The sequence below is a fragment of the Leclercia sp. J807 genome, assembly GCF_009734465.1.
Lineage (GTDB): Bacteria > Pseudomonadota > Gammaproteobacteria > Enterobacterales > Enterobacteriaceae > Enterobacter.
Window position 1 is genome coordinate 686,331 of record NZ_CP046446.1, and the last position, 20,235, is coordinate 706,565.

Annotated in this window: 14 protein-coding genes; 4 read left to right on the forward strand and 10 right to left on the reverse strand. The window is 55.6% G+C overall.

The window, feature by feature from the left end:
• Nucleotides 1–37: 37 nt before the first annotated feature.
• Entirely contained in the window at nt 38–2,902 is a 2,865-nt protein-coding gene (locus tag GNG26_RS03230) for an autotransporter outer membrane beta-barrel domain-containing protein (protein WP_156237787.1), read from the reverse strand.
• Between the two features lie 379 nt (nt 2,903–3,281).
• Between GNG26_RS03230 and kefF the strand changes: the two genes are divergently transcribed.
• From kefF to folA, 3 genes are all read left to right on the forward strand, one after another.
• Nucleotides 3,282–3,812, forward strand: coding sequence for a glutathione-regulated potassium-efflux system oxidoreductase KefF (gene kefF, locus GNG26_RS03235; RefSeq protein WP_156237789.1), 531 nt, complete (start codon nt 3,282–3,284; stop codon nt 3,810–3,812).
• Nucleotides 3,805–5,670 (forward strand): glutathione-regulated potassium-efflux system protein KefC, encoded by a 1,866-nt coding sequence (gene kefC, locus GNG26_RS03240; protein ID WP_103823216.1) that lies wholly within the window; start codon nt 3,805–3,807, stop codon nt 5,668–5,670. Before kefF ends, kefC begins: the two co-directional genes overlap by 8 nt.
• Nucleotides 5,671–5,784: 114 nt before the next feature.
• The gene (folA, locus tag GNG26_RS03245; protein WP_103178233.1) at nt 5,785–6,264 is read left to right on the forward strand and encodes a type 3 dihydrofolate reductase; all 480 of its coding nucleotides are present in this window, start codon (nt 5,785–5,787) and stop codon (nt 6,262–6,264) included.
• Between the two features lie 44 nt (nt 6,265–6,308).
• On the opposite strand, the gene apaH is transcribed toward folA, so the two are convergent.
• The 6 genes from apaH to lptD are packed head-to-tail and all read right to left on the reverse strand — an operon-like array spanning nt 6,309 to nt 13,039.
• Nucleotides 6,309–7,157 carry a bis(5'-nucleosyl)-tetraphosphatase (symmetrical) ApaH gene (gene apaH / locus GNG26_RS03250; RefSeq protein ID WP_103823218.1) on the reverse strand — a complete coding sequence of 283 codons (849 nt, stop codon included), beginning with the start codon at nt 7,155–7,157 and terminating at the stop codon, nt 6,309–6,311.
• Between the two features lie 2 nt (nt 7,158–7,159).
• Complete coding sequence (gene apaG, locus GNG26_RS03255; protein ID WP_103178235.1) at nt 7,160–7,537, reverse strand: Co2+/Mg2+ efflux protein ApaG; 378 nt, start codon at nt 7,535–7,537, stop codon at nt 7,160–7,162.
• A gap of 3 nt (nt 7,538–7,540) precedes the next feature.
• Entirely contained in the window at nt 7,541–8,362 is an 822-nt protein-coding gene (gene rsmA, locus GNG26_RS03260) for a 16S rRNA (adenine(1518)-N(6)/adenine(1519)-N(6))-dimethyltransferase RsmA (RefSeq protein WP_103823219.1), read from the reverse strand.
• On the reverse strand, nt 8,359–9,345 hold the full coding sequence (gene pdxA, locus GNG26_RS03265) for a 4-hydroxythreonine-4-phosphate dehydrogenase PdxA (RefSeq protein ID WP_156237791.1): 987 nt from the start codon (nt 9,343–9,345) through the stop codon (nt 8,359–8,361). Before pdxA ends, rsmA begins: the two co-directional genes overlap by 4 nt.
• Nucleotides 9,345–10,631: a peptidylprolyl isomerase SurA gene (gene surA, locus GNG26_RS03270; RefSeq protein ID WP_103823220.1), complete on the reverse strand. Its 1,287-nt coding sequence runs from the start codon at nt 10,629–10,631 to the stop codon at nt 9,345–9,347. The genes pdxA and surA overlap by 1 nt, the downstream gene beginning before the upstream one ends.
• Before the next feature lie 53 nt (nt 10,632–10,684).
• A complete protein-coding gene (lptD, locus tag GNG26_RS03275) occupies nt 10,685–13,039 on the reverse strand; it encodes an LPS assembly protein LptD (RefSeq protein WP_156237793.1) in 2,355 nt (784 codons plus the stop codon).
• A 240-nt stretch (nt 13,040–13,279) separates the two neighbouring features.
• Between lptD and djlA the strand changes: the two genes are divergently transcribed.
• Nucleotides 13,280–14,098 (forward strand): co-chaperone DjlA, encoded by an 819-nt coding sequence (gene djlA, locus GNG26_RS03280; RefSeq protein WP_103178240.1) that lies wholly within the window; start codon nt 13,280–13,282, stop codon nt 14,096–14,098.
• Nucleotides 14,099–14,140: 42 nt separating this feature from the next.
• Here the strand turns inward: djlA and rluA are convergent, their stop codons facing one another.
• The 3 genes from rluA to polB form a co-directional block, all read right to left on the reverse strand.
• Entirely contained in the window at nt 14,141–14,800 is a 660-nt protein-coding gene (gene rluA / locus GNG26_RS03285) for a bifunctional tRNA pseudouridine(32) synthase/23S rRNA pseudouridine(746) synthase RluA (RefSeq protein WP_114387962.1), read from the reverse strand.
• 12 nt (nt 14,801–14,812) lie between these two features.
• Nucleotides 14,813–17,719, reverse strand: coding sequence for an RNA polymerase-associated protein RapA (rapA, locus tag GNG26_RS03290; protein WP_114387961.1), 2,907 nt, complete (start codon nt 17,717–17,719; stop codon nt 14,813–14,815).
• 129 nt (nt 17,720–17,848) lie between these two features.
• On the reverse strand, nt 17,849–20,206 hold the full coding sequence (gene polB, locus GNG26_RS03295) for a DNA polymerase II (protein ID WP_156237795.1): 2,358 nt from the start codon (nt 20,204–20,206) through the stop codon (nt 17,849–17,851).
• Between the last annotated feature and the right edge of the window lie 29 nt (nt 20,207–20,235).

Sequence of the window (20,235 nt, forward strand, 5' to 3'; positions counted from 1 at the left end):
GGCCTGCGCCACTGCATCGGTTATTGCGGTAACAGGATTACCAGCGGTGATTTAACAGGATATGACCGCCATAGGCGTCGTAGCTGTTTTCACCCCATTCGCCGCTGGCACGCAGTGAAATCAGAGTGGTTTCATTCAGCTTGCCTGTTACGCCCAGCTCCAGCTGCGCCCGATCGTCCGGCGTATCGTTGCTGAACGCTTCGCCGTTAAAGGCGATGTCGTTCTGTCCGGCGCCTTTCAGCCAGTTGACCGCGACGTAAGGCTGCCACGCCTGCACATCTTTCTGGTCAAAGTAGCTGGTTTTCACCCCTACGCGGCCAAGTACGCCGTCATTATCAAGGGTGGAGATCCGTACGCCATCGGCATCCTTATGATTTTCCTGATCCAGATAGCTATAGATAGCCTGGATTTGCGGCTCGATTTTCCAGGTTCTTTCGTTCTCAGAGGCAACCACCCAGGCATGGCCCATTTCGATTGACGCGGCGAAACCGTTGCTGTCATAGGATTCGCTGCTGCGCTTATCGCCATTCACCGTATTGTGATACCAGCTAAACGCGGTCCAGGTATCGATATAGTTGCCTGTGCGTAATGCCGGATCTTCCTGCCAGGTAGCGTACAGCCCGACGTTCACACCATCGACTTTACCCTGCGCGCTACGGGAGTTGTAGCGTGCTGTGGAGTCGGTTTTCGCCTGACCTGCACCGAACATCATCCCGGCGTGCAGCACCCCTTGATCCATCTGCTTACTGATAAAATCACTACCGACCTGCATAACGAGTTCGGTCGTGTCGTAGTTCACTTTGCCGCCAGCGATATCGTTATCGTGATAACGGCCTTTGACATACATCCAGGTATTCAGATCCTCGCCATTGCGCAGGGTCAGCTGATCGCGGTCGTCACGTTTATGCAGGAACATATTCTGAGCGGCAAGATAGTTACATAGGTAAGCACCGACTTCCGGCGCCATCACCTCTGGAACGTCAGGCGTATTATCCCCGCCATTATCGTTGTTGCCGCCATTGCCGCCGTTGTCGCCGTTGTCGCCGTTGTCACCGTTGTCGCCGTTGCCGCCGTTATCACCGCCGTTGTCATTGTTGTCGTCTCCACCGTCCTGGTTGTCGTCGGAAGGTGGGGTTTTGGATTCCAGATACCAGTTGCCATCACTCTTCTGGTTCAGGTTATATTCCCAGGCGCCTACAACGGCAGGTTTAGCTAAGGTAAATGTCGCCTCGGAATTGCCTCCCACGCTGATAATCTCGATTCCGTTAACGGTTTGCGCGCCGAGGCCACCAATGTTGCTGAGTTGAATGCCGGATGCGCCAGCGCTATTGCCAGTGATAGTCAGGTGATCGGTACTTGAACTGTCATCACCGAGGATGCTATTCATTACGAGCTTGCTGCCGCTCACGCCGGTGTAATCGCCGTTGATGGTGAAGTTATTACCCACGTAATTGTTGAGGCCGCTAATTTGCAGCGTGCCGCTGTTGGTAACGTTGCCGTTGATGGTGTTAGCCGTCGGGGAACTGGTCGCGTTGTTACCGGCTACGGCATTCCATGAGGCCAGCACGCCGCCGCTCAGGATATCGATATTGTTATTAACAATGCCTGCGCTGGCGAAAGTTGCGCCGTCGTCAACGGTAATGGTGGCCGTGTTGCCTGCACTGCCCAGGGTTGCGCCCTCGGCCACCAGCGTGGTGCCGCTGCTCAGTAGCGTATTGCCGGTGTAGCTGTTGTTGCCGGTCAGGGTCAGGATGTTAGCATCAGTTTTGATGACACTGCCTGTGCCGGTAATATCAGTTGCAAAGGTGAAGTCAGCAGCCTGGTTGAATTCCAGCGCCCCGTTGTTAGTCAGCGTTCCGCTTAACGTGCCGGTTTTTTCGCCGTTACCTAATTGCAGAGTGGCACCATCAGCGATAAGGGTATTACCGGCGATGTTGACATCTCCTGCAAGAATAAGCTTACCGGTATCAACTTGAATTGAATCATTTGTACCGATGATATCCAGATTACCGGTCAATTCCCATGCGGTACCAGACATGGTGAGAGAGGCGAAGCCATCATCTTTATTAACACCAATGAAATTGCTGTCCTCCTTACCTTCACCGTTCAAAACAAGCGTGTTGCCTTTTGACGCAGTTGAAAATACATCTCCGATAAGCTCTGAGCCGGTATCGAGAATCAAGGTATTATTTTTTGTACTACCGAAATAGACAGCGCTTTCCTGACCCCCCAGGATACCACTGTTGTTAATAACCGCTTTTGCATTTTCGGTTACAAAGATGCCATTGGCTGAGCCTTCAATAGTTCCACGGTTTGTTAGAAAACTATTCCCGGCACTCCATAACTTGATGCCGCTGCCCTGGTTACCTTTGAATGTGCCTTCATTTGTTAAAGTAATAGTTACGCCAGAGGAAAGAGCATTGTCGCCTTCAATGAGACCATCGTTGTTCATGATGAAAGTTGATGCTTCATCGCTGACTAAGATGCCATTATTTTTACCGATAATACTGCCTGAGTTGTTAAAAGTTCCGCCCATGAGATTAACGGTGACAGCGTTGCCCTCACTGGAAGTAATGCTTGCACCTGCTTTATTTTCCAGTAGAGAACCCTGTTTCATTGATTCGATTAAAATGCCGTCTCCGAGGCCGGCAATCGTTCCATAATTTTCAATACTTGAGGTGTCACCGCCACTTATCGTTACTGCTGGGGTAGACGTAAGTGACGAAATAGTGACACCTTGGTTGATAGTATAAGAAGGGTCTTTTGAAAAAAACTGGTTTTCTGTGGTCGATTCACTAATGACTGAAGCAGATACCATTAATGGGGAGAGAATAAAAAAAACAGGAAATATTCGATATATTGATTTTGTTATGGGATTTAATTTGCCAACTCTATTGTTCATTGCCACATCCTTTTGGGATTAAAAAGAAAGAATATCTTAATAGCGAGTGCATTTAATGTAAATAATTGATTTTAAAGAAAAAAAATAAACTTAAAACCGAAATTATTAATTCTAAAGACTTTTCTGTACATCAATTCATTTTAAATATTGAATTAAAAACGACTTAATTATTATTTTTTATTTATTCTTTGTGTTTACTGAATGTGTTTTCTGAATATTATTGTTTTGTGTGATTTATTTGCTGGAATCTATAATGAGTTGAAGCACGGTTTGCCAATCCTTGCTGTTAAGCCTGGCGGCGGGACTGAGCCCTTCAAACGCTTCGCTTTCCTGACTACACTGACAGTCACAACAAGAAAGGAGTTTGCCCAGGTTAATCATGATACTCATTATTTACGCCCATCCTTATCCACATCATTCGCATGCGAATAAGCGAATGCTTGAACAAATAAAGACGCTGGAGGGTATAGAGATCCGCTCGCTCTATCAACTCTATCCTGACTTTAATATTGATATCGCTGCAGAGCAGGAGGCTATCTCCAGGGCCGATCTCATCGTCTGGCAGCATCCGATGCAGTGGTACAGCACACCTCCGTTGTTGAAACTGTGGATCGATAAAGTCTTCTCGCACGGCTGGGCGTACGGTCATAACGGCAGAGCGCTCAAGGGTAAAAGCCTGCTGTGGGCGGTGACCACCGGTGGCGGCGAAAGCCATTTTGATATCGGTTCTTTCCCCGGTTTTGAGGTACTGGCGCAGCCGCTGCAGGCGACAGCGCTCTATTGTGGACTCAACTGGCTTCCCCCATTTGCTATGCACTGCACCTTCGTTTGCGACGACGAAACCCTTCAGGCGCAGGCGCGCCACTACAAACAACGTTTACTCGACTGGCAGGAGGCGCACCATGGATAGCCATACGCTGATTCAGGCGCTGATCTATTTGGGCGCCGCGGCGCTGATTGTGCCGGTTGCGGTACGTCTGGGGCTGGGGTCGGTGCTGGGCTATCTGATTGCCGGCTGCGTCATTGGCCCGTGGGGATTCCGGCTGGTCACCGATGCCGAGTCGATTCTGCACTTTGCGGAAATTGGCGTGGTGCTGATGCTCTTTGTCATCGGCCTCGAACTGGATCCGCGTCGCCTGTGGAAATTGCGCGCCTCGGTATTTGGCGGCGGGGCATTGCAGATGCTGGCCTGCGGTCTGCTGCTGGGCGGGTTCTGCATCCTGCTGGGCATGGACTGGAAAGTGGCGGAGCTGATCGGCATGACGCTGGCGCTCTCATCCACGGCGATCGCCATGCAGGCCATGAATGAACGCAACCTGACGGTTTCACAGATGGGACGCAGCGCCTTCTCGGTGCTGCTGTTTCAGGATATCGCTGCCATTCCGTTGGTGGCGATGATCCCGCTGCTGGCCGCTTCCGGAGCGTCAACTACCCTGGGCGCCTTTGCTCTTTCGGCCTTGAAAGTGGTCGGGGCGCTGGCGCTGGTAGTGCTGCTTGGGCGTTACGTCAGTCGACCGTTGCTGCGTTTTGTTGCCCGCTCCGGCCTGCGCGAAGTGTTCAGCGCCGTAGCCCTGTTTCTGGTTTTCGGCTTTGGCCTGATGCTGGAAGAGGCCGGGCTCTCCATGGCGATGGGGGCATTTCTGGCGGGTGTTCTGCTGGCGAGCTCTGAGTACCGCCACGCCCTGGAAAGCGATATCGAGCCCTTTAAGGGGCTGCTGCTGGGGCTGTTCTTTATTGGCGTAGGGATGTCCGTTGATTTCGGGACGTTAGTCACCCATCCGCTGCGTATCGCGATCCTGCTGGTGGGCTTCCTGGCCATTAAAATGCTCATGCTCTGGCTGGTGGCTCGCCCGCTGAAGGTTCCTGCGAAACAGCGGCGCTGGTTTGCAGTGCTGCTGGGGCAGGGGAGTGAGTTTGCGTTTGTGGTGTTTGGCGCGGCAAACATGGCGAACGTGCTCGATCCCGAATGGGCGAAGGCGCTGACGCTGGCTGTGGCGCTGTCAATGGCGGTGACTCCGTTGCTGCTGGTGGTGTTGACCCGTCTCGACGCTGCCAACAGTGGTCAACAGCACGAGGCTGATGAAATTGATGAAGAGCAACCGCGGGTCATTATCGCCGGGTTTGGTCGCTTCGGTCAGATTGCGGGCCGTTTGTTGCTCTCCAGTGGGGTAAAAATGGTCATCCTCGATCATGATCCCGATCATATTGAAACCTTGCGTAAGTTTGATATGAAGGTCTTTTACGGCGACGCCACTCGCGTGGACCTGCTGGAATCCGCCGGGGCGCACAAGGCCGAAGTGTTGATCAACGCGATAGACGATCCGAAGAACAGCCTGCAGCTGGTTGAGCTGGCTAAGACCCATTTCCCGCATCTGAAAATCATCTCCCGCGCACGCGATATCGATCACTACATCAAGCTGCGTCAGACGGGTGTCGATGCCCCGGAGCGTGAAACCTTTGAAGGGGCGCTCAAATCCGGACGGCTGGCGCTGGAGAGTCTCGGGCTCGGGGCATATGAAGCCCGGGAGCGGGCCGATCTGTTCCGTCGCTTTAATATTGAGATGCTGGAGGAGATGGCTGAAATGGCGGAAAACGATGCCACATCACGTGCGGCGGTCGTTAAACGCACCAGTGCCATGCTGACCGAGATCATCAATGAGGATCGTAATCACCTCTCGCTGACCCAGCGTCATGGCTGGCAGGGAACGGAAGAGGGTAAGCATACCGGCGATCCGCAGGATGAGCCGGAGAGTAAACCTGTGGCGTGAAGAGGGGTTGCCAGCAAATATAAAAAATTTCCTGTTCTTTACTCTGCCGCCAGTCGACGAAAGATTAAGCTTTCCGTATAGTGGCGGCAATTTTTTGCATCCGGGAAATAATCAATGATCAGTCTGATTGCGGCGCTTGCGGTAGATCGCGTGATTGGTATGGAAAATGCCATGCCGTGGAATCTGCCTGCCGATCTCGCGTGGTTTAAACGTACAACGTTGAACAAGCCGGTAGTAATGGGTCGCCTGACTTGGGAGTCAATCGGGCGCCCGTTGCCGGGCCGTAAAAACATCGTAATAAGCAGCCAGCCCGGCACGGACGATCGTGTTGAGTGGGTTAAATCCATTGACGAAGCCATTGCTGCCTGCGGCGATGCTGAAGAGATTATGGTGATTGGCGGGGGTCGTATCTATGAGCAATTCCTGCCGAAAGCGCAGAAATTATATCTGACCCACATTGATGCTGAAGTGGAAGGGGATACCCATTTCCCGGACTACGATCCTGACGAGTGGGAATCGGTGTTCAGCGAATTCCACGATGCGGATGCGCAAAACTCCCATAGCTACTGCTTCGAGATCCTTGAACGCCGCTAATGTGGTTACTGCACCTTTCCCGCCGGGAGAGGTGCAGTGCTCTTTTACGATGCGACTGCTTCGTTTTCATCTAAATCCAGGTGCCGGTTCGAAGGCTGCATAAACCAGGCTTTATCTTCCCAGCGCAAACAGGTGAGTTCTCCCCCCCAGCAGCACCCCGTATCCAGCCCATAAATGCCTTCAGGCGTGCCTTTCCCTTCCAGCGATGCCCAGTGGCCAAAGACGACACTGTACTGCTCCGTTACCGGGCCAGGGATCGCAAACCACGGCTTGAGCGGCGTCGGCGCGTTTTCTGGCACATCCTTGCAGTACATATCCAGCTGACCATTCGGGAAACAGTAGCGCATGCGGGTGAAGGCGTTCGTGATAAAACGCAGACGCGCAACGCCGCTGAGCTCCATGCTCCAGTTGTTGGGCATGTCGCCATACATCGCATCGAGGAAAAATGGGTAAGAGTCGCTGGCGAGCACCGCTTCGACGTCCCGGGCACACTCTTTGGCGGTTTGCAGATCCCACTGCGGGGTAATGCCCGCGTGCGCCATCACCAGTTTTTTCTCTTCGTCGATCTGCAGCAGCGGCTGGCGACGCAGCCAGTTAATCAGCTCATCGGCGTCGGGCGCATCCAGCAACGGGGTGATCCTGTCTTTCGGTTTATTGCGGCTGATCCCGGCGTAGACCGCCAGCAGATGCAGGTCGTGGTTGCCGAGGACGATCCGCACGCTGTCGCCCAGCGATTTGACATAGCGCAGGACTTCCAGCGAGCCAGGGCCGCGGGCAACGAGATCGCCCGTGAGCCACAGCGTGTCTGTACCTGGGGTAAAATCCACCTGCTTTAGCAAGGCGATCAGTTCATCGTAGCAACCGTGAACGTCGCCAATGAGATATGTAGACATGTTTAGTGAATGAGTGTTGGTACAGCCAGACGGAAAACAGGAATGGCAACGCGGAATGCATTGCCCTCGGTATCGACCATTTCATAATGGCCCTGCATGGTTCCCAGCGGCGTCTCGATCACCGCGCCGCTGGTATACTGATACTCTTCGCCGGGCGCAATGTGCGGCTGTTCACCCACCACACCTTCGCCCTGCACTTCAATTTCACGGCCATTGCCGTTAGTGATAAGCCAGTAACGCCCCAGCAGCTGGACAGGGGTTCGCCCGAGATTGCGAATGGTCACGGTGTAAGCAAAAACAAAACGTTCTTCATCCGGTGTGGATTGAGACTCGATGTAAAGGCTTTGCACCTGAACACATACGCGGGGCGAATTAATCATGGCTTAGCTCTCCTTCGGCGGCGCATTTTCGCTGATGTAGTTAGCCAGCTTGCAGTACTGCTCTACGGAAATGTTCTCCGCGCGCATCGCCGGGTCGATACCCAACTGAGCTAACACTTCAACAGTAAACAGATTGCCAAGGCTGTTACGAATCGTTTTACGACGCTGGTTAAAGGCTTCGGTGGTGATGCGGCTCAGCACGCGCAGATCGTTGACCGGATACGGCTTCGTTTTATGCGGCACCAGGCGCACAACCGCTGAGTCAACTTTTGGCGGCGGCGTAAACGCCGATGGCGGTACTTCGAGTACCGGGATCACGTTACAGTAGTACTGTGCCATCACGCTTAAACGACCATACGCTTTACTGTTCGGCCCTGCAACCAGTCGATTAACGACCTCTTTTTGCAACATGAAGTGCATGTCAGCAATGGCATCAGTATAGCTAAACAGGTGGAACATCAGCGGCGTGGAGATGTTATACGGCAGGTTGCCGAAGACGCGCAGCGGCTGGCCCATTTTCTCCGACAGTTCGCCAAAGTTCATGGTCATAGCATCCTGCTGATAAATAGTCAGTTTCGGCCCGAGGAACGGGTGCGTCTGCAGGCGTGCTGCCAGATCGCGATCCAGTTCGATAACGGTCAGTTGATCCAGACGCTCGCCAACCGGCTCGGTCAATGCAGCCAGACCCGGCCCGATCTCGACCATCGCCTGGCCTTTCTGTGGGTTGATAGCCGAAACAATACTTTCGATCACAAACTGATCGTTTAGGAAGTTTTGCCCGAAACGTTTACGGGCTAAATGGCCCTGGTGGACGCGATTATTCATTGAGTATTAACAATCATTTTGATGGCGAGATTAAGCGCCGTAATAAAACTGCCGACATCTGCTTTTCCCTGGCCTGCTAAATCGAGCGCAGTACCGTGGTCAACAGAAGTGCGAATAAAGGGTAAACCGAGGGTAATATTCACCCCGCGGCCAAATCCCTGGTATTTTAGCACGGGAAGGCCCTGATCGTGGTACATCGCCAGCACGGCGTCTGCATGATCGAGGTATTTCGGTTGAAACAGGGTATCGGCAGGCAGCGGCCCGCTGAGATTCATGCCTTTCGCGCGCATCTCTTCCAGCACCGGAATGATGGTGTCGATCTCTTCCATACCCATATGGCCGCCTTCACCCGCGTGGGGATTCAGGCCGCATACCAGCACGTGCGGATCGGCAATACCGAACTTGGTGCGTAAATCGTGGTGCAGGATGGTAATGACGTCGTGCAGCAGATCCGGCGTAATGGCGTCAGAAATGGCTTTGATGGGCAGGTGCGTGGTCGCCAGCGCAACGCGCAGCTCCTCGGTTGCCAGCATCATCACCACTTTTGCGCTGTGCGAGCGCTCTTCAAAAAACTCGGTATGACCGGTAAAGGCCACGCCGGCATCGTTGATCACCCCTTTATGGACCGGGCCGGTGATCAGCGCGGCAAACTCCCCGCTCAGACAGCCATCGCAGGCGCGCGCCAGCGTCTCCACCACGTAATGGCCATTTTCGGTGCTCAACTGGCTAGGGATAACCGGTGTGCGTAGCGGGACAGGTAGCAGCGTTAAGGTGCCTGCTTGCTGGGGAAGGGGAGCGTTTTCTGCCTGATACGGCAGAAGCGTGAGCGGGAGATTAAGCTGTTTCGCCCGCGCTTCGAGCACGCTGGCATCGGCGCAGATCACCAGTTCGACCGGCCAGCTACGCTGGGCAAGCTGAACGACCAGGTCGGGACCAATCCCGGCGGGTTCGCCGGGAGTGATGACAACACGATGTTGTTTCATTAGTTGCTCAGGACTTTGACGTAGGCGCTGGCGCGTTGTTCCTGCATCCAGGTCGCGGCTTCTTCAGAGAACTTACGGTTGAACAGCATACGGTACGCACGATCTTTTTGCGCCGCATCGGTTTTATCCACATTGCGGGTATCCAGCAGCTCAATGAGGTGCCAGCCGAAGGTGGAATGAACCGGTTCGCTCATCTGACCTTTGTTCATTCTCATCAGCGCATCGCGGAAGGCCGGATCGTAAATATCCGCAGCCGCCCAGCCCAGATCGCCGCCCTGATTCGCGGAACCTGGATCCTGAGAGAACTCTTTCGCGGCGTTGGCGAAGGAGGTTTTACCGCTGCGAATATCGGCGGCGATTTGCTCCAGTTTGGTCCGCGCCTGCGTATCAGACATGATCGGGGAGGTTTTCAGCAGAATGTGACGGGCATGAACTTCCGTCACGGAGATGCTCTTGCTCTGACCGCGCAGATCGTTCACTTTCAGAATATGGAAGCCCACGCCGGAACGGATTGGCCCCACAATATCGCCTTTCTTCGCCGTACTCAGCGCCTGGGCAAAGATAGAAGGCAGCTCCTGAATACGACCCCAGCCCATCTGGCCGCCTTTCAGCGCCTGCTGGTCAGCGGAATAGGTGATCGCCAGTTTACCGAAATCACCACCGTTACGTGCCTGATCGACGATGGAACGTGCCTGGCTTTCCGCCTCGGCCACCTGGTCAGAGGATGGGTTTTCTGACAGTGGGATCAGGATGTGGCTCAGGTTCAGTTCGGTGCTGGCATCGTTCTGATTGCCGACCTGTTTGGCCAGGGCGTCTACTTCCTGCGGCAGGATGGTGACACGGCGACGCACTTCGTTATTGCGCACTTCTGAAATCAGCATCTCTCTACGGATCTGATTACGGTAGGTCGAATAGTTGATGCCGTCATAGGCCAGACGGCTGCGCATCTGGTCCGGGGTCATATTGTTCTGCTTCGCAATGTTGGCGATAGCCTGATCGAGCTGCTCATCAGAGATCTTCACACCCATCTTCTGACCCATCTGCAGAACGATTTGATCCATGATCAAACGCTCCAGGATCTGATGACGCAGCGTGGAATCATCCGGAAGTTGCTGACCTGCCTGACCCGCGTTGAGCTTCACAGACTGCATTAAACCATCAACGTCGCTCTCAAGTACCACACCGTTGTTCACAACGGCAGCGACTTTGTCGACAACCTGTGGGGCCGCGAAGCTGGTATTCGCGACCATAGCGATACCGAGCAGCAGCGTTTTCCAGTTCTTCATACTTTTTCCATATCAATTAACCGCAAAGCGGATTACGTGTTAAATCAAGTACATCACAATGAACTACGGTACGGCAGAATCGGTGAGCGCAGCATCTGCTGAGTACCCAGACCATAGTTGGAACTCAGACCGCGCAGTTCGATGTTAAAGCCGATGACATTATCGTACTCGCTCTGATTTTTGTCTGGATCCCAGCCGTTAAGCTTACGTTCGTATCCAACGCGAATCGCGTAGCAGCAGGAGTTGTACTGCACACCCAGCATCTGATCTGCAGACTTATTCTGGTTGGTATCGAAGTAGTAGGCTCCCACCACCGACCAACGATCGGCAATTGGCCAGCTTGCGATGCCTCCCACCTGCGAAATGCCCTCTTTCGTTTGTTCGGACGTGGCAAAGTTAGGTAACGTCGCCTGGATATATTCCGGGCTGGCGTAACGATAGCTAAGCTGTACCATTCGGTCCGCATCACGACGGTATTCGATTGAACCGCTACCGGTGGCAACATTGTTCAGTCGCGTATCATATTGCACGCCGCTGCGCAGACCCCAACGATCGGTTATGCGCCAGTAAGTATCTCCGGCCCATACCAGCGATCCTTTTTTGTCGTCCTTTTCCCACTGGATATTGTCATCACCGGTACGTGCTTCGGTGAAGTAGTAGATTTGACCCACAGAAGCATTAAAACGTTCAACTGCAGCATCATCATAAATACGCGTTGTGACCCCAGTAGTCACCTGGTTGGCCGATGCAATACGGTCCAGGCCACCGTAAGTACGGTCGCGGAACAGGCCGCTGTAATCAGATTGCAGGAATGAAGAGTCATAGTTCTGGATATTGCTCTGATCGCGGTAAGGCACATAGAGATACTGGGCGCGCGGCTCCAGCGTCTGGGTATAGCCCTCGCTCCAGTTCATGTCGCGCTCGAAGACGAGCTTGCCGTCCACTTTAAACTGCGGCAGCACGCGGTTAACGGAATCTTCCAGACGCGTGCCATGGTTGGCATTGTACGTTTCCAGATTATCCTGCTGATAGTGGGTCGCCATCAGCTTCACTTCGGTATCGAGGCTGGCCCAGTCGTTTGAAACGGGCAGGTTAATCGTTGGCTCAAGGTGCAGACGCGTCGCTTCAGGCATGTCAGAGTCGGTATTGACGAAATGCACCGCCTGGGCGTAGACCCGGGTGTCAAAAGGACCCACATTATTCTGGTACCAGTTAACATCAAGCTGTGGCTCTGCAGCATAGGTGCTTTGCGTTTGGTCGCTAAAGACCTGGAACTGTTTGGTTGAAACGGTCGCGTCAAAATTCCGTACTACATAGCCTGCGCTGAATTTCTGCGTGGCGTAGCCATCGGTACTTGAGCCGTATTTAGACGTAAAGTCGTTAAAATAGCTCGAGTCGCTGACTTTGGTGTAGTCGACATTGAAACGCCACACCTGATCCATTACGCCCGAGTGCTGCCAGTAGTACAACCAGCGATGGCGATTATCCCCGGAGGTATTTCTTGGATCATCCTCATACACTTTATCCGATGGCAGATAGTCCAGCTCCATCAGACCCGAACCCGCCTGCGTCAGGTAGCGGAACTCGTTCTCCCACATGATGTTGCCGCGCTTGTGGATATAGTGCGGCGTGATCGTGGCGTCCATGTTGGGCGCGATGTTCCAGTAGTACGGCAGGTAAAACTCAAAGTAGTTTGAGGTGCTGTACTGGGCGTTCGGGATCAGGAAGCCGGAGCGACGTTTATCGCCCACGGGCAGTTGCAGATAGGGGCTATAGAAGACCGGCACCGGGCCGAGCTTAAAGCGGGCGTTCCAGATCTCCGCAACCTGCTCTTCGCGGTCGTGGATCACTTCGCTACCTACCACGCTCCAGGTATCCGAGCCTGGCAGACAGGAGGTAAAGGTCCCGTTTTCCAGAATGGTGTAGCGGTTTTCACCGCGCTGTTTCATCAGGTCCGCTTTACCGCGACCCTGGCGGCCAACCATCTGGTAATCACCTTCCCAGACGTTAGTGTCTTTGGTATTCAGGTTCGACCAGGCTTTCGGACCTTTCAGGATGACCTGATTATCGTCATAGTGCACATTACCCAGCGCATCGACCGTACGTACCGGTTCGGCTGCGCCTTCTGGCTGTTTCTGGTGCAACTGCACTTCATCGGCCTGCAAGCGGCTGTTGCCCTGGTTAATATCCACATTCCCGCTAAACAGGGCGTCGTCAGGATAATTCCCTTTTGCGTTGTCAGCGGTGATGGTAACCGGTAGCGTGTTCGTATCACCCTGTACCAGCGGGCGATCATAGCTGGGGATACCCAGCATACATTGCGAGGCGAGATCGGCTGCCAGACCCTGTTGACTGTACAGAGCCGTAGCTATCATCGTGGCCAGAAGGGTGGGGATACGTTTTTTCATACGTTTTATTTATTGTTCCGTCATCAGTGGCTTATCGCTGGCAAACGGTCAGAGACTATCTTACTCATCATCACAGTGCCAGCGTTAATCCTGCCCGTAAACGAGCCATGGTGATAGGCTCGTTATTGAATGACGAGTATGATAATGCAAATTATAGGCGATGTCCTTCACTTGACCGTGGCCAGGCCACCGGAATGATGGCGTTGCGCTGGATCAAATCGATCACCATTTGGGGAGTATATGCAGTATTGGGGAAAAATTATCGGCGTAGCGTTCGCTTTACTGATGGGCGCGGGCTTCTGGGGTATCGTTCTGGGGCTGCTTATCGGCCATATGTTTGATAAAGCGCGCAGTCGCAAGATGGCCTGGTTCGCTAACCAGCGTGAACGCCAGGCGCTTTTTTTTGCGACCACCTTCGAGGTAATGGGCCATCTGACCAAGTCGAAAGGGCGTGTCACCGAGGCCGACATCCATGTCGCCAGCCAGTTTATGGATCGCATGAACCTGCACGGTGACTCCCGGGCGGCCGCACAAAACGCATTTCGTATCGGTAAGGCGGATAACTATCCTCTGCGCGAAAAAATGCGTCAGTTTCGCAGCATCTGCTTCGGGCGCTTCGACTTAATTCGGATGTTTCTGGAGATTCAGATCCAGGCGGCGTTTGCCGATGGGTCGCTCCACCCGAACGAACGTGAGGTGCTGTATGTTATCGCCGAAGAGCTGGGCATTTCCCGCACTCAGTTCGATCAGTTCCTGCGCATGATGCAGGGCGGCGCACAGTTTGGCGGCGGCTATCAGCAACAGCAGGCGGGTGGAGGCGGCTGGCAGCAGGCGCAGCGCGGGCCAACCCTGGAAGATGCCTGTAACGTGCTGGGTGTGAAGCCAACCGATGAGCCGACAACCATTAAGCGCGCCTACCGTAAGCTGATGAGCGAGCATCACCCGGATAAGCTGGTGGCGAAAGGTTTACCGCCAGAGATGATGGAGATGGCGAAGCAAAAAGCGCAGGAGATTCAGAAAGCCTACGAGCTTATCAAAGAGCAGAAGGGCTTTAAGTAAGGAAGCGGTTGGCCCGGCGGCAAGGTGCTGCCGGGCAACGGATCAAAAGTCTGCCGGTGCCTTAAAGGTCATCGGCGTACCGTATTCCGGGTGGGTGATGGTGAGCATTTCCGCATGCAGTTGCAGACGCGGCGCCATCGCCCGGGCTTCCGGCGTGGCATAAAAGCGATCCCCCAGAATCGGGTGACCCAGCGCCAGCATATGCACACGCAGCTGGTGCGAGCGACCGGTAATCGGTTTTAACAGCACGCGGGCGCTGTTGTCCTCCGCGTACTCCAGCACTTCATACTCGGTTTGCGCCGCCTTGCCGGTCTCGTAGCAGACCTTCTGCTTCGGGCGGTTAGGCCAGTCGCAGATCAGCGGCAGGTCAACCAGCCCTTCAGCCGGTTGTGGATGTCCCCAGACGCGCGCCAGGTACTGCTTCTTCGGCTCACGCTCACGAAACTGACGTTTCAGCTCGCGCTCTGCCGCCTTGGTCAGCGCCACTACAATCACTCCGCTGGTGGCCATGTCCAGACGGTGGACGGACTCCGCCTGCGGATAATCGCGCTGAACGCGCGTCATCACACTGTCTTTGTGCTCATCCAGCCTGCCCGGCACGGACAACAGGCCGCTTGGCTTGTTGACCACCATAATATGCTCATCCTGATAGAGAATGACCAGCCACGGATCCTGCGGCGGATTGTAGGGTTCCATCAACATGTTTCGCTCCGCTTACTGATGCGTCACAACGATAAGGCGCAGCGCATCCAGACGCCATCCCGCCTGGTTCAGGCTCTCAAGCACCTGCTGACGATTGGTTTCAATCGCCGCCAGTTCATCGTCACGAATATTCGGGTTCACCGCACGCAGGGCCTCGAGACGAGAGAGCTCCGCAGACAGTTTTTCATCCGCCTCGCTGCGCGCCGCGTCAATCAGGGCGCGCGCTGCTTTCTCAACCTGAGACTCACCCTGCTGGAGGATGGCGTAGACATCCTGCTGCACCGCATTCACCAGCTTGCTGCCGGTATGGCGATTCACCGCGCTCAGCTGGCGGTTAAAGCTCTCAAACTCGACCTGCGCCGCCAGATTGGTGCCATTTTTATCCAGCAATAGACGCACCGGCGTGGCCGGCAGGAAGCGGTTGAGTTGCAGCTGTTTCGGTGCCTGGGCCTCCACCACGTAGATCAGCTCCAGCAGCAGGGTACCCACCGGCAGCGCCTTATTCTTCAGCAGCGAGATGGTGCTGCTGCCGGTGTCGCCGGAGAGGATCAGATCCAGACCGTTGCGGATCAGCGGGTGTTCCCAGGTGATGAACTGCGCATCCTCGCGGGACAGCGCCACATCACGCTCGAAGGTGATGGTGCAGCCATCTTCCGGCAGGCCCGGGAAGTCCGGCACCAGCATGTGATCGGACGGGGTCAGCACAATCAGGTTCTCGCCGCGATCGTCCTGATTGATACCGACGATATCAAACAGGTTCATGGCGAAGCTGATCAGGCTGGTATCGTCATCCTGCTCTTCAATGCTCTCTGCCAGCCGCTGGGCTTTCTCGCCGCCGTTGGAGTGGATCTCCAGCAGGCGGTCGCGGCCCTGCTCCAGCTGCGCTTTCAGGGCGTCATGCTGTTCACGGCAGGTTTTGATCAGCTCGTCAAAGCCCTCGGTGTTTTCCGGCGCCGCCAGATAGCCCGTCAGCTCGTTATGCACGCTATCGTAAATGGTACGACCGGTCGGGCAGGTATGTTCAAACGCATCCAGCCCTTCGTGGAACCAGCGCACCAGCACAGACTGGGCGGTTTTTTCCAGATACGGAACGTGGATCTGAATGTCGTGCGCCTGACCAATACGGTCCAGACGACCAATACGCTGCTCCAGCAGGTCCGGGTTGAACGGCAGATCGAACATCACCAGACGGCTGGCGAACTGGAAGTTACGCCCCTCGGAGCCGATCTCAGAGCAGAGCAGCACCTGGGCGCCGCTGTCCTCTTCGGAGAACCACGCCGCGGCGCGGTCGCGCTCGATAATGGACATGCCTTCATGAAACACCGCCGCGCGAATACCTTCCCGCTCGCGCAGAACCTGCTCAAGCTGCAGCGCGGTGGTGGCTTTGGCGCAGATGACCAGCACTTTCTGGGAACGGTTGGCGGTCAGATAACCCATCAGCCATTCAACGCGCGGGTCGAAGTTCCACCAGGTGCCAGTATCGCCTTCAAACTCCTGATAAATCTGTTCCGGATAGAGCATGTCCCGGGCGCGCTCTTCCGCTGTTTTGCGTGCGCCCATGATGCCGGAGACCTTGATCGCCGTCTGATACTGGGTGGGCAGCGGCAGACGAACGGTATGCAGCTCGCGTTTCGGGAAGCCTTTCACCCCGTTACGGGTGTTACGGAACAGCACGCGGCTGGTGCCGTGCCTGTCCATCAGCATGGAGACCAGCTCCTGGCGTGCGGCGTCGGCGCCTTCACGATCGCTGTTGGCCGCCTGGAGTAACGGCTCGATATCCTGTTCGCCAATCAGATCGCTCAGGGTGTTGAGCTCGTCGTTGGAGAGGTGCTTGCCCGCCAGCAGCAGGGCAACAGCATCCGCCACCGGGCGATAATTTTTCTGCTCTTCGACAAAGAGGTCAAAGTCATGGAAACGGTTTGGATCCAGCAGGCGCAGACGCGCAAAGTGGCTCTCCAGACCCAGCTGTTCCGGCGTAGCGGTGAGCAGCAGTACGCCAGGTACGCGCTCGGCCAGCTGTTCAATCGCCATATATTCACGGCTCGGCGCGTCGACATTCCACACCAGATGGTGCGCTTCATCAACCACCATGATGTCCCACTCGGCATCACAGAGGTGTTCAAGACGCTGCTTGCTGCGGCGCACGAAGTCCAGGGAGCAGATCACCAGCTGTTCGGTTTCGAACGGGTTATCGGCGTCGTGCTGGGCTTCGGCGTAGCGCTCGTCGTCAAACAGGGAGAAACGCAGGTTGAAGCGACGCAGCATCTCCACCAGCCACTGGTGCTGCAGGGTTTCTGGCACCACAATCAGCACGCGCTCGGCCGCGCCGGAGAGCAGCTGCTGGTGCAGGATCATGCCCGCTTCGATGGTTTTACCTAAACCGACTTCATCCGCCAGCAGGACGCGCGGCGCATGGCGGCGGCCAACGTCATGGGCGATGTTGAGCTGATGGGGAATCAGGCTGGTGCGCTGGCCGCGCAGACCGCTCCACGGCATGCGGTACTGCTCGCTCTGGAACTTGCGCGCACGGTAGCGCAGCGAGAAGCGATCCATGCGGTCGATCTGACCGGCGAACAGGCGATCCTGCGGCTTGCTGAAGACCAGTTTGCTGTCGAGCAGCACTTCGCGCAGCATGACGCCCGTCTCTTCGGTATCCAGTCGGGTTCCGATATAGGCGAGCAGTCCATTCTCTTCTTTTACGTCTTCAATCTTCAGCTGCCAGCCTTCATGGCTGGTAACGGTGTCGCCCGGGTTAAACATCACGCGGGTAACAGGGGAATCATTGCGAGCATACAGACGGTTTTCACCGGTGGCGGGGAAGAGGAGAGTGACCATACGCGCATCCAGCGCCACTACCGTTCCTAATCCAAGTTCGCTTTCTGTGTCGCTGATCCAGCGTTGACCAAGTGTAAAAGGCATATTTGTTCGGCTCTAATCTTTAATTGCAGGCAATAGTTCAACCACCGATCAGAAATGACGGTAATCGAATAATGGGTCCGGGAATGGAAAGGGCGCTATGGTACTGGATGGCAGCGATTTCGTCACCTGTCAAAATAGCCCCAACTGACCTGTCATCAGTGTAGCAAAGTCGTCGTCCATGAACGGTAAAATTCCCTCGGCGACGGGCTGTAGCTGGCGGGTGAGGTAGTGCTCATAGTCAAGGGGCGAACGCTGATAATCCACCGGCTCCGGGCCGCTGATGGTCCAGACATACTTGATGGTGCCTCGGTTCTGGTACTGCGGCGCGCGCCCAAGACGGACGTTCTCTTCATCGGCAAGCCGGGCGGCACGAACGTGGGGTGGCACGTTGCGCTGATACTCCGCCAGCGGGCGACGCAGGCGCTTGCGGTAGACCAGCTGATCATCCAGCTCGCCCGCCATCAGGCTGGCGATGGTCTCGCGCACAAATTCCTGATAGGGTTCGCGCCGAAAAATTTTCAGATAAAGCTCCTGCTGGAAACGCTGCGCCAGCGGGGTCCAGTCGGTACGGACGGTTTCCAGCCCTTTAAATACCATCCGCTGCTTTTCCCCCTCCTGGATAAGCCCGGCATAGCGTTTCTTGCTGCCCTGATCGGTTCCCCGGATGGTGGGCATTAAAAAGCGGCAGAAGTGGGTCTCATACTCCAGCTCCAGGGCGCTGGTTAAGCCAGCCTGTTGCAGATGCGTTCGCCACCAGTCGTTCACGTAAGCCACCAGCGCCTGGCCGATGGCGGTCGCCTCTGCTTCGCTTTTCGCCCCCCTGAGCCAGACGAAGGTCGAGTCGGTATCGCCATAGATCACGTCATAGCCCTGGGATTCCACCAGCACTTTGGTCTGGCGCATGATCTCGTGGCCGCGCATGGTAATGGACGAGGCCAGGCGCGGGTCGAAGAAACGGCAGGCGCTGGTGCCGAGTACGCCATAAAAGGCATTCATGATGATCTTCAGCGCCTGGGAAAGCGGCTTATTGCCGTGGCGCTTGGCCTCTTCGCGCCCGTACCAGATCTGGCTGACAATCTCCGGCAGGCAGTGTTTTTCCCGGGAGAAACGCGCCCCGAGGAAGCCCTCGGTGCTGTGCTGCTCATCCGGCTGGGCGAGCCCTTCCACCAGTCCAACCGGATCGATCAGAAAGGTGCGAATGATTGACGGATAGAGGCTTTTGTAATCCAGCACCAGCACCGAGTCGTACAGGCCGGGGCGGGAGTCCATCACATAGCCGCCGGGGCTGGCCTGGGGCGGCACGTCACCGAGATTGGGGGCTACATAGCCCGCCCGGTGCATGCGCGGAAAATAGAGATGGCTAAAGGCGGCCACGGAGCCGCCGTGCCGGTCGGCCGCCAGGCCATTGACCGTGGCGCGCTCCAGCAGAAACGGCATGATCTCGGTTTTGTGGAAAATCCGCGTCACCAGCTCGCAATCTTTCAGGTTATAGGTCGCCAGGGCCGGTTTATCTTCGGCGAAGCGGCGGTCAATTTCGTCCATCCTGTCCCAGGGATTGTCGATGGATTTACCTTCCCCGAGCAGCTCCTGCGACACCGATTCCAGCGAAAATGATGAGAAACTCCAGAAGGCGGATTTCAGCGCCTCGATGCCGTCGATGATTAAGCGCCCGTTCGCCTGGGCAAAGAAGACGCCGTTTTTAAAGCCGTGCTCGCGCCACTCCAGCTCGCTGTTGCCGCGGCCGAGCAGCAGGGGGATGCGGTAACGCTCGGCATGTTTTTGCAGAATGCGCAAATCAAACTGCACTACGTTCCAGCCGATGATGACGTCTGGGTCGTGCCGGGCGAACCAGGCATTCAGTTTCTCGATCAGCTGCGGGCGACTGTTCACATACTCCAGCTGGAAATCGAGCCCCGAGGCGTCGCCGTTGGCCGGGCCCAGCATATAGACAACTCGCTGGCCGCAGCCTTCGATGCCGATGCAGTACAGCTCCCCGTGACGGGTGGTTTCAATGTCCACCGACGCCCATTTCAGGGGCGGACGATAGTGCGGGTTAGGTTTGAGGCGGGCATTGATCAGCCGTTCGCCCTGGGGCGTACCGTCCACCCAGACCGGCGCGGTGATAAAGCGCTCCATCAGAAAGCGCTCCGGGGGGCGAACATCGGCCTCAAAGAGGGTCACGCCCGCCTCGCGCAACAGTTTTTCATAAAGCATCAGCTGACGGTGGGCACGGCAGTAAAGGCCGTAAACCGGACGACGGTGGAAATCTTTCAGCTCAAGGGGCGTCAGCCGCCAGCCATTTTCACCCTGCAGCAGCTGGCGGGCTTTTTCGACGTCAGGCTCGGGAATAAAGGCAACGGACTCCTGGACAGGCAGGGTGACGTTTAGCGGGCCGGTATCTGTCGCCAGCCAGAATTCAACTTCGGTACCCTGGGGCGTATCCCGCCAGTGCCGGGTGAGTAAAAAGCCTTGTTGCGCCTGCGCCACGCCGTTCTCTCATAAAACAAAACCAGGCC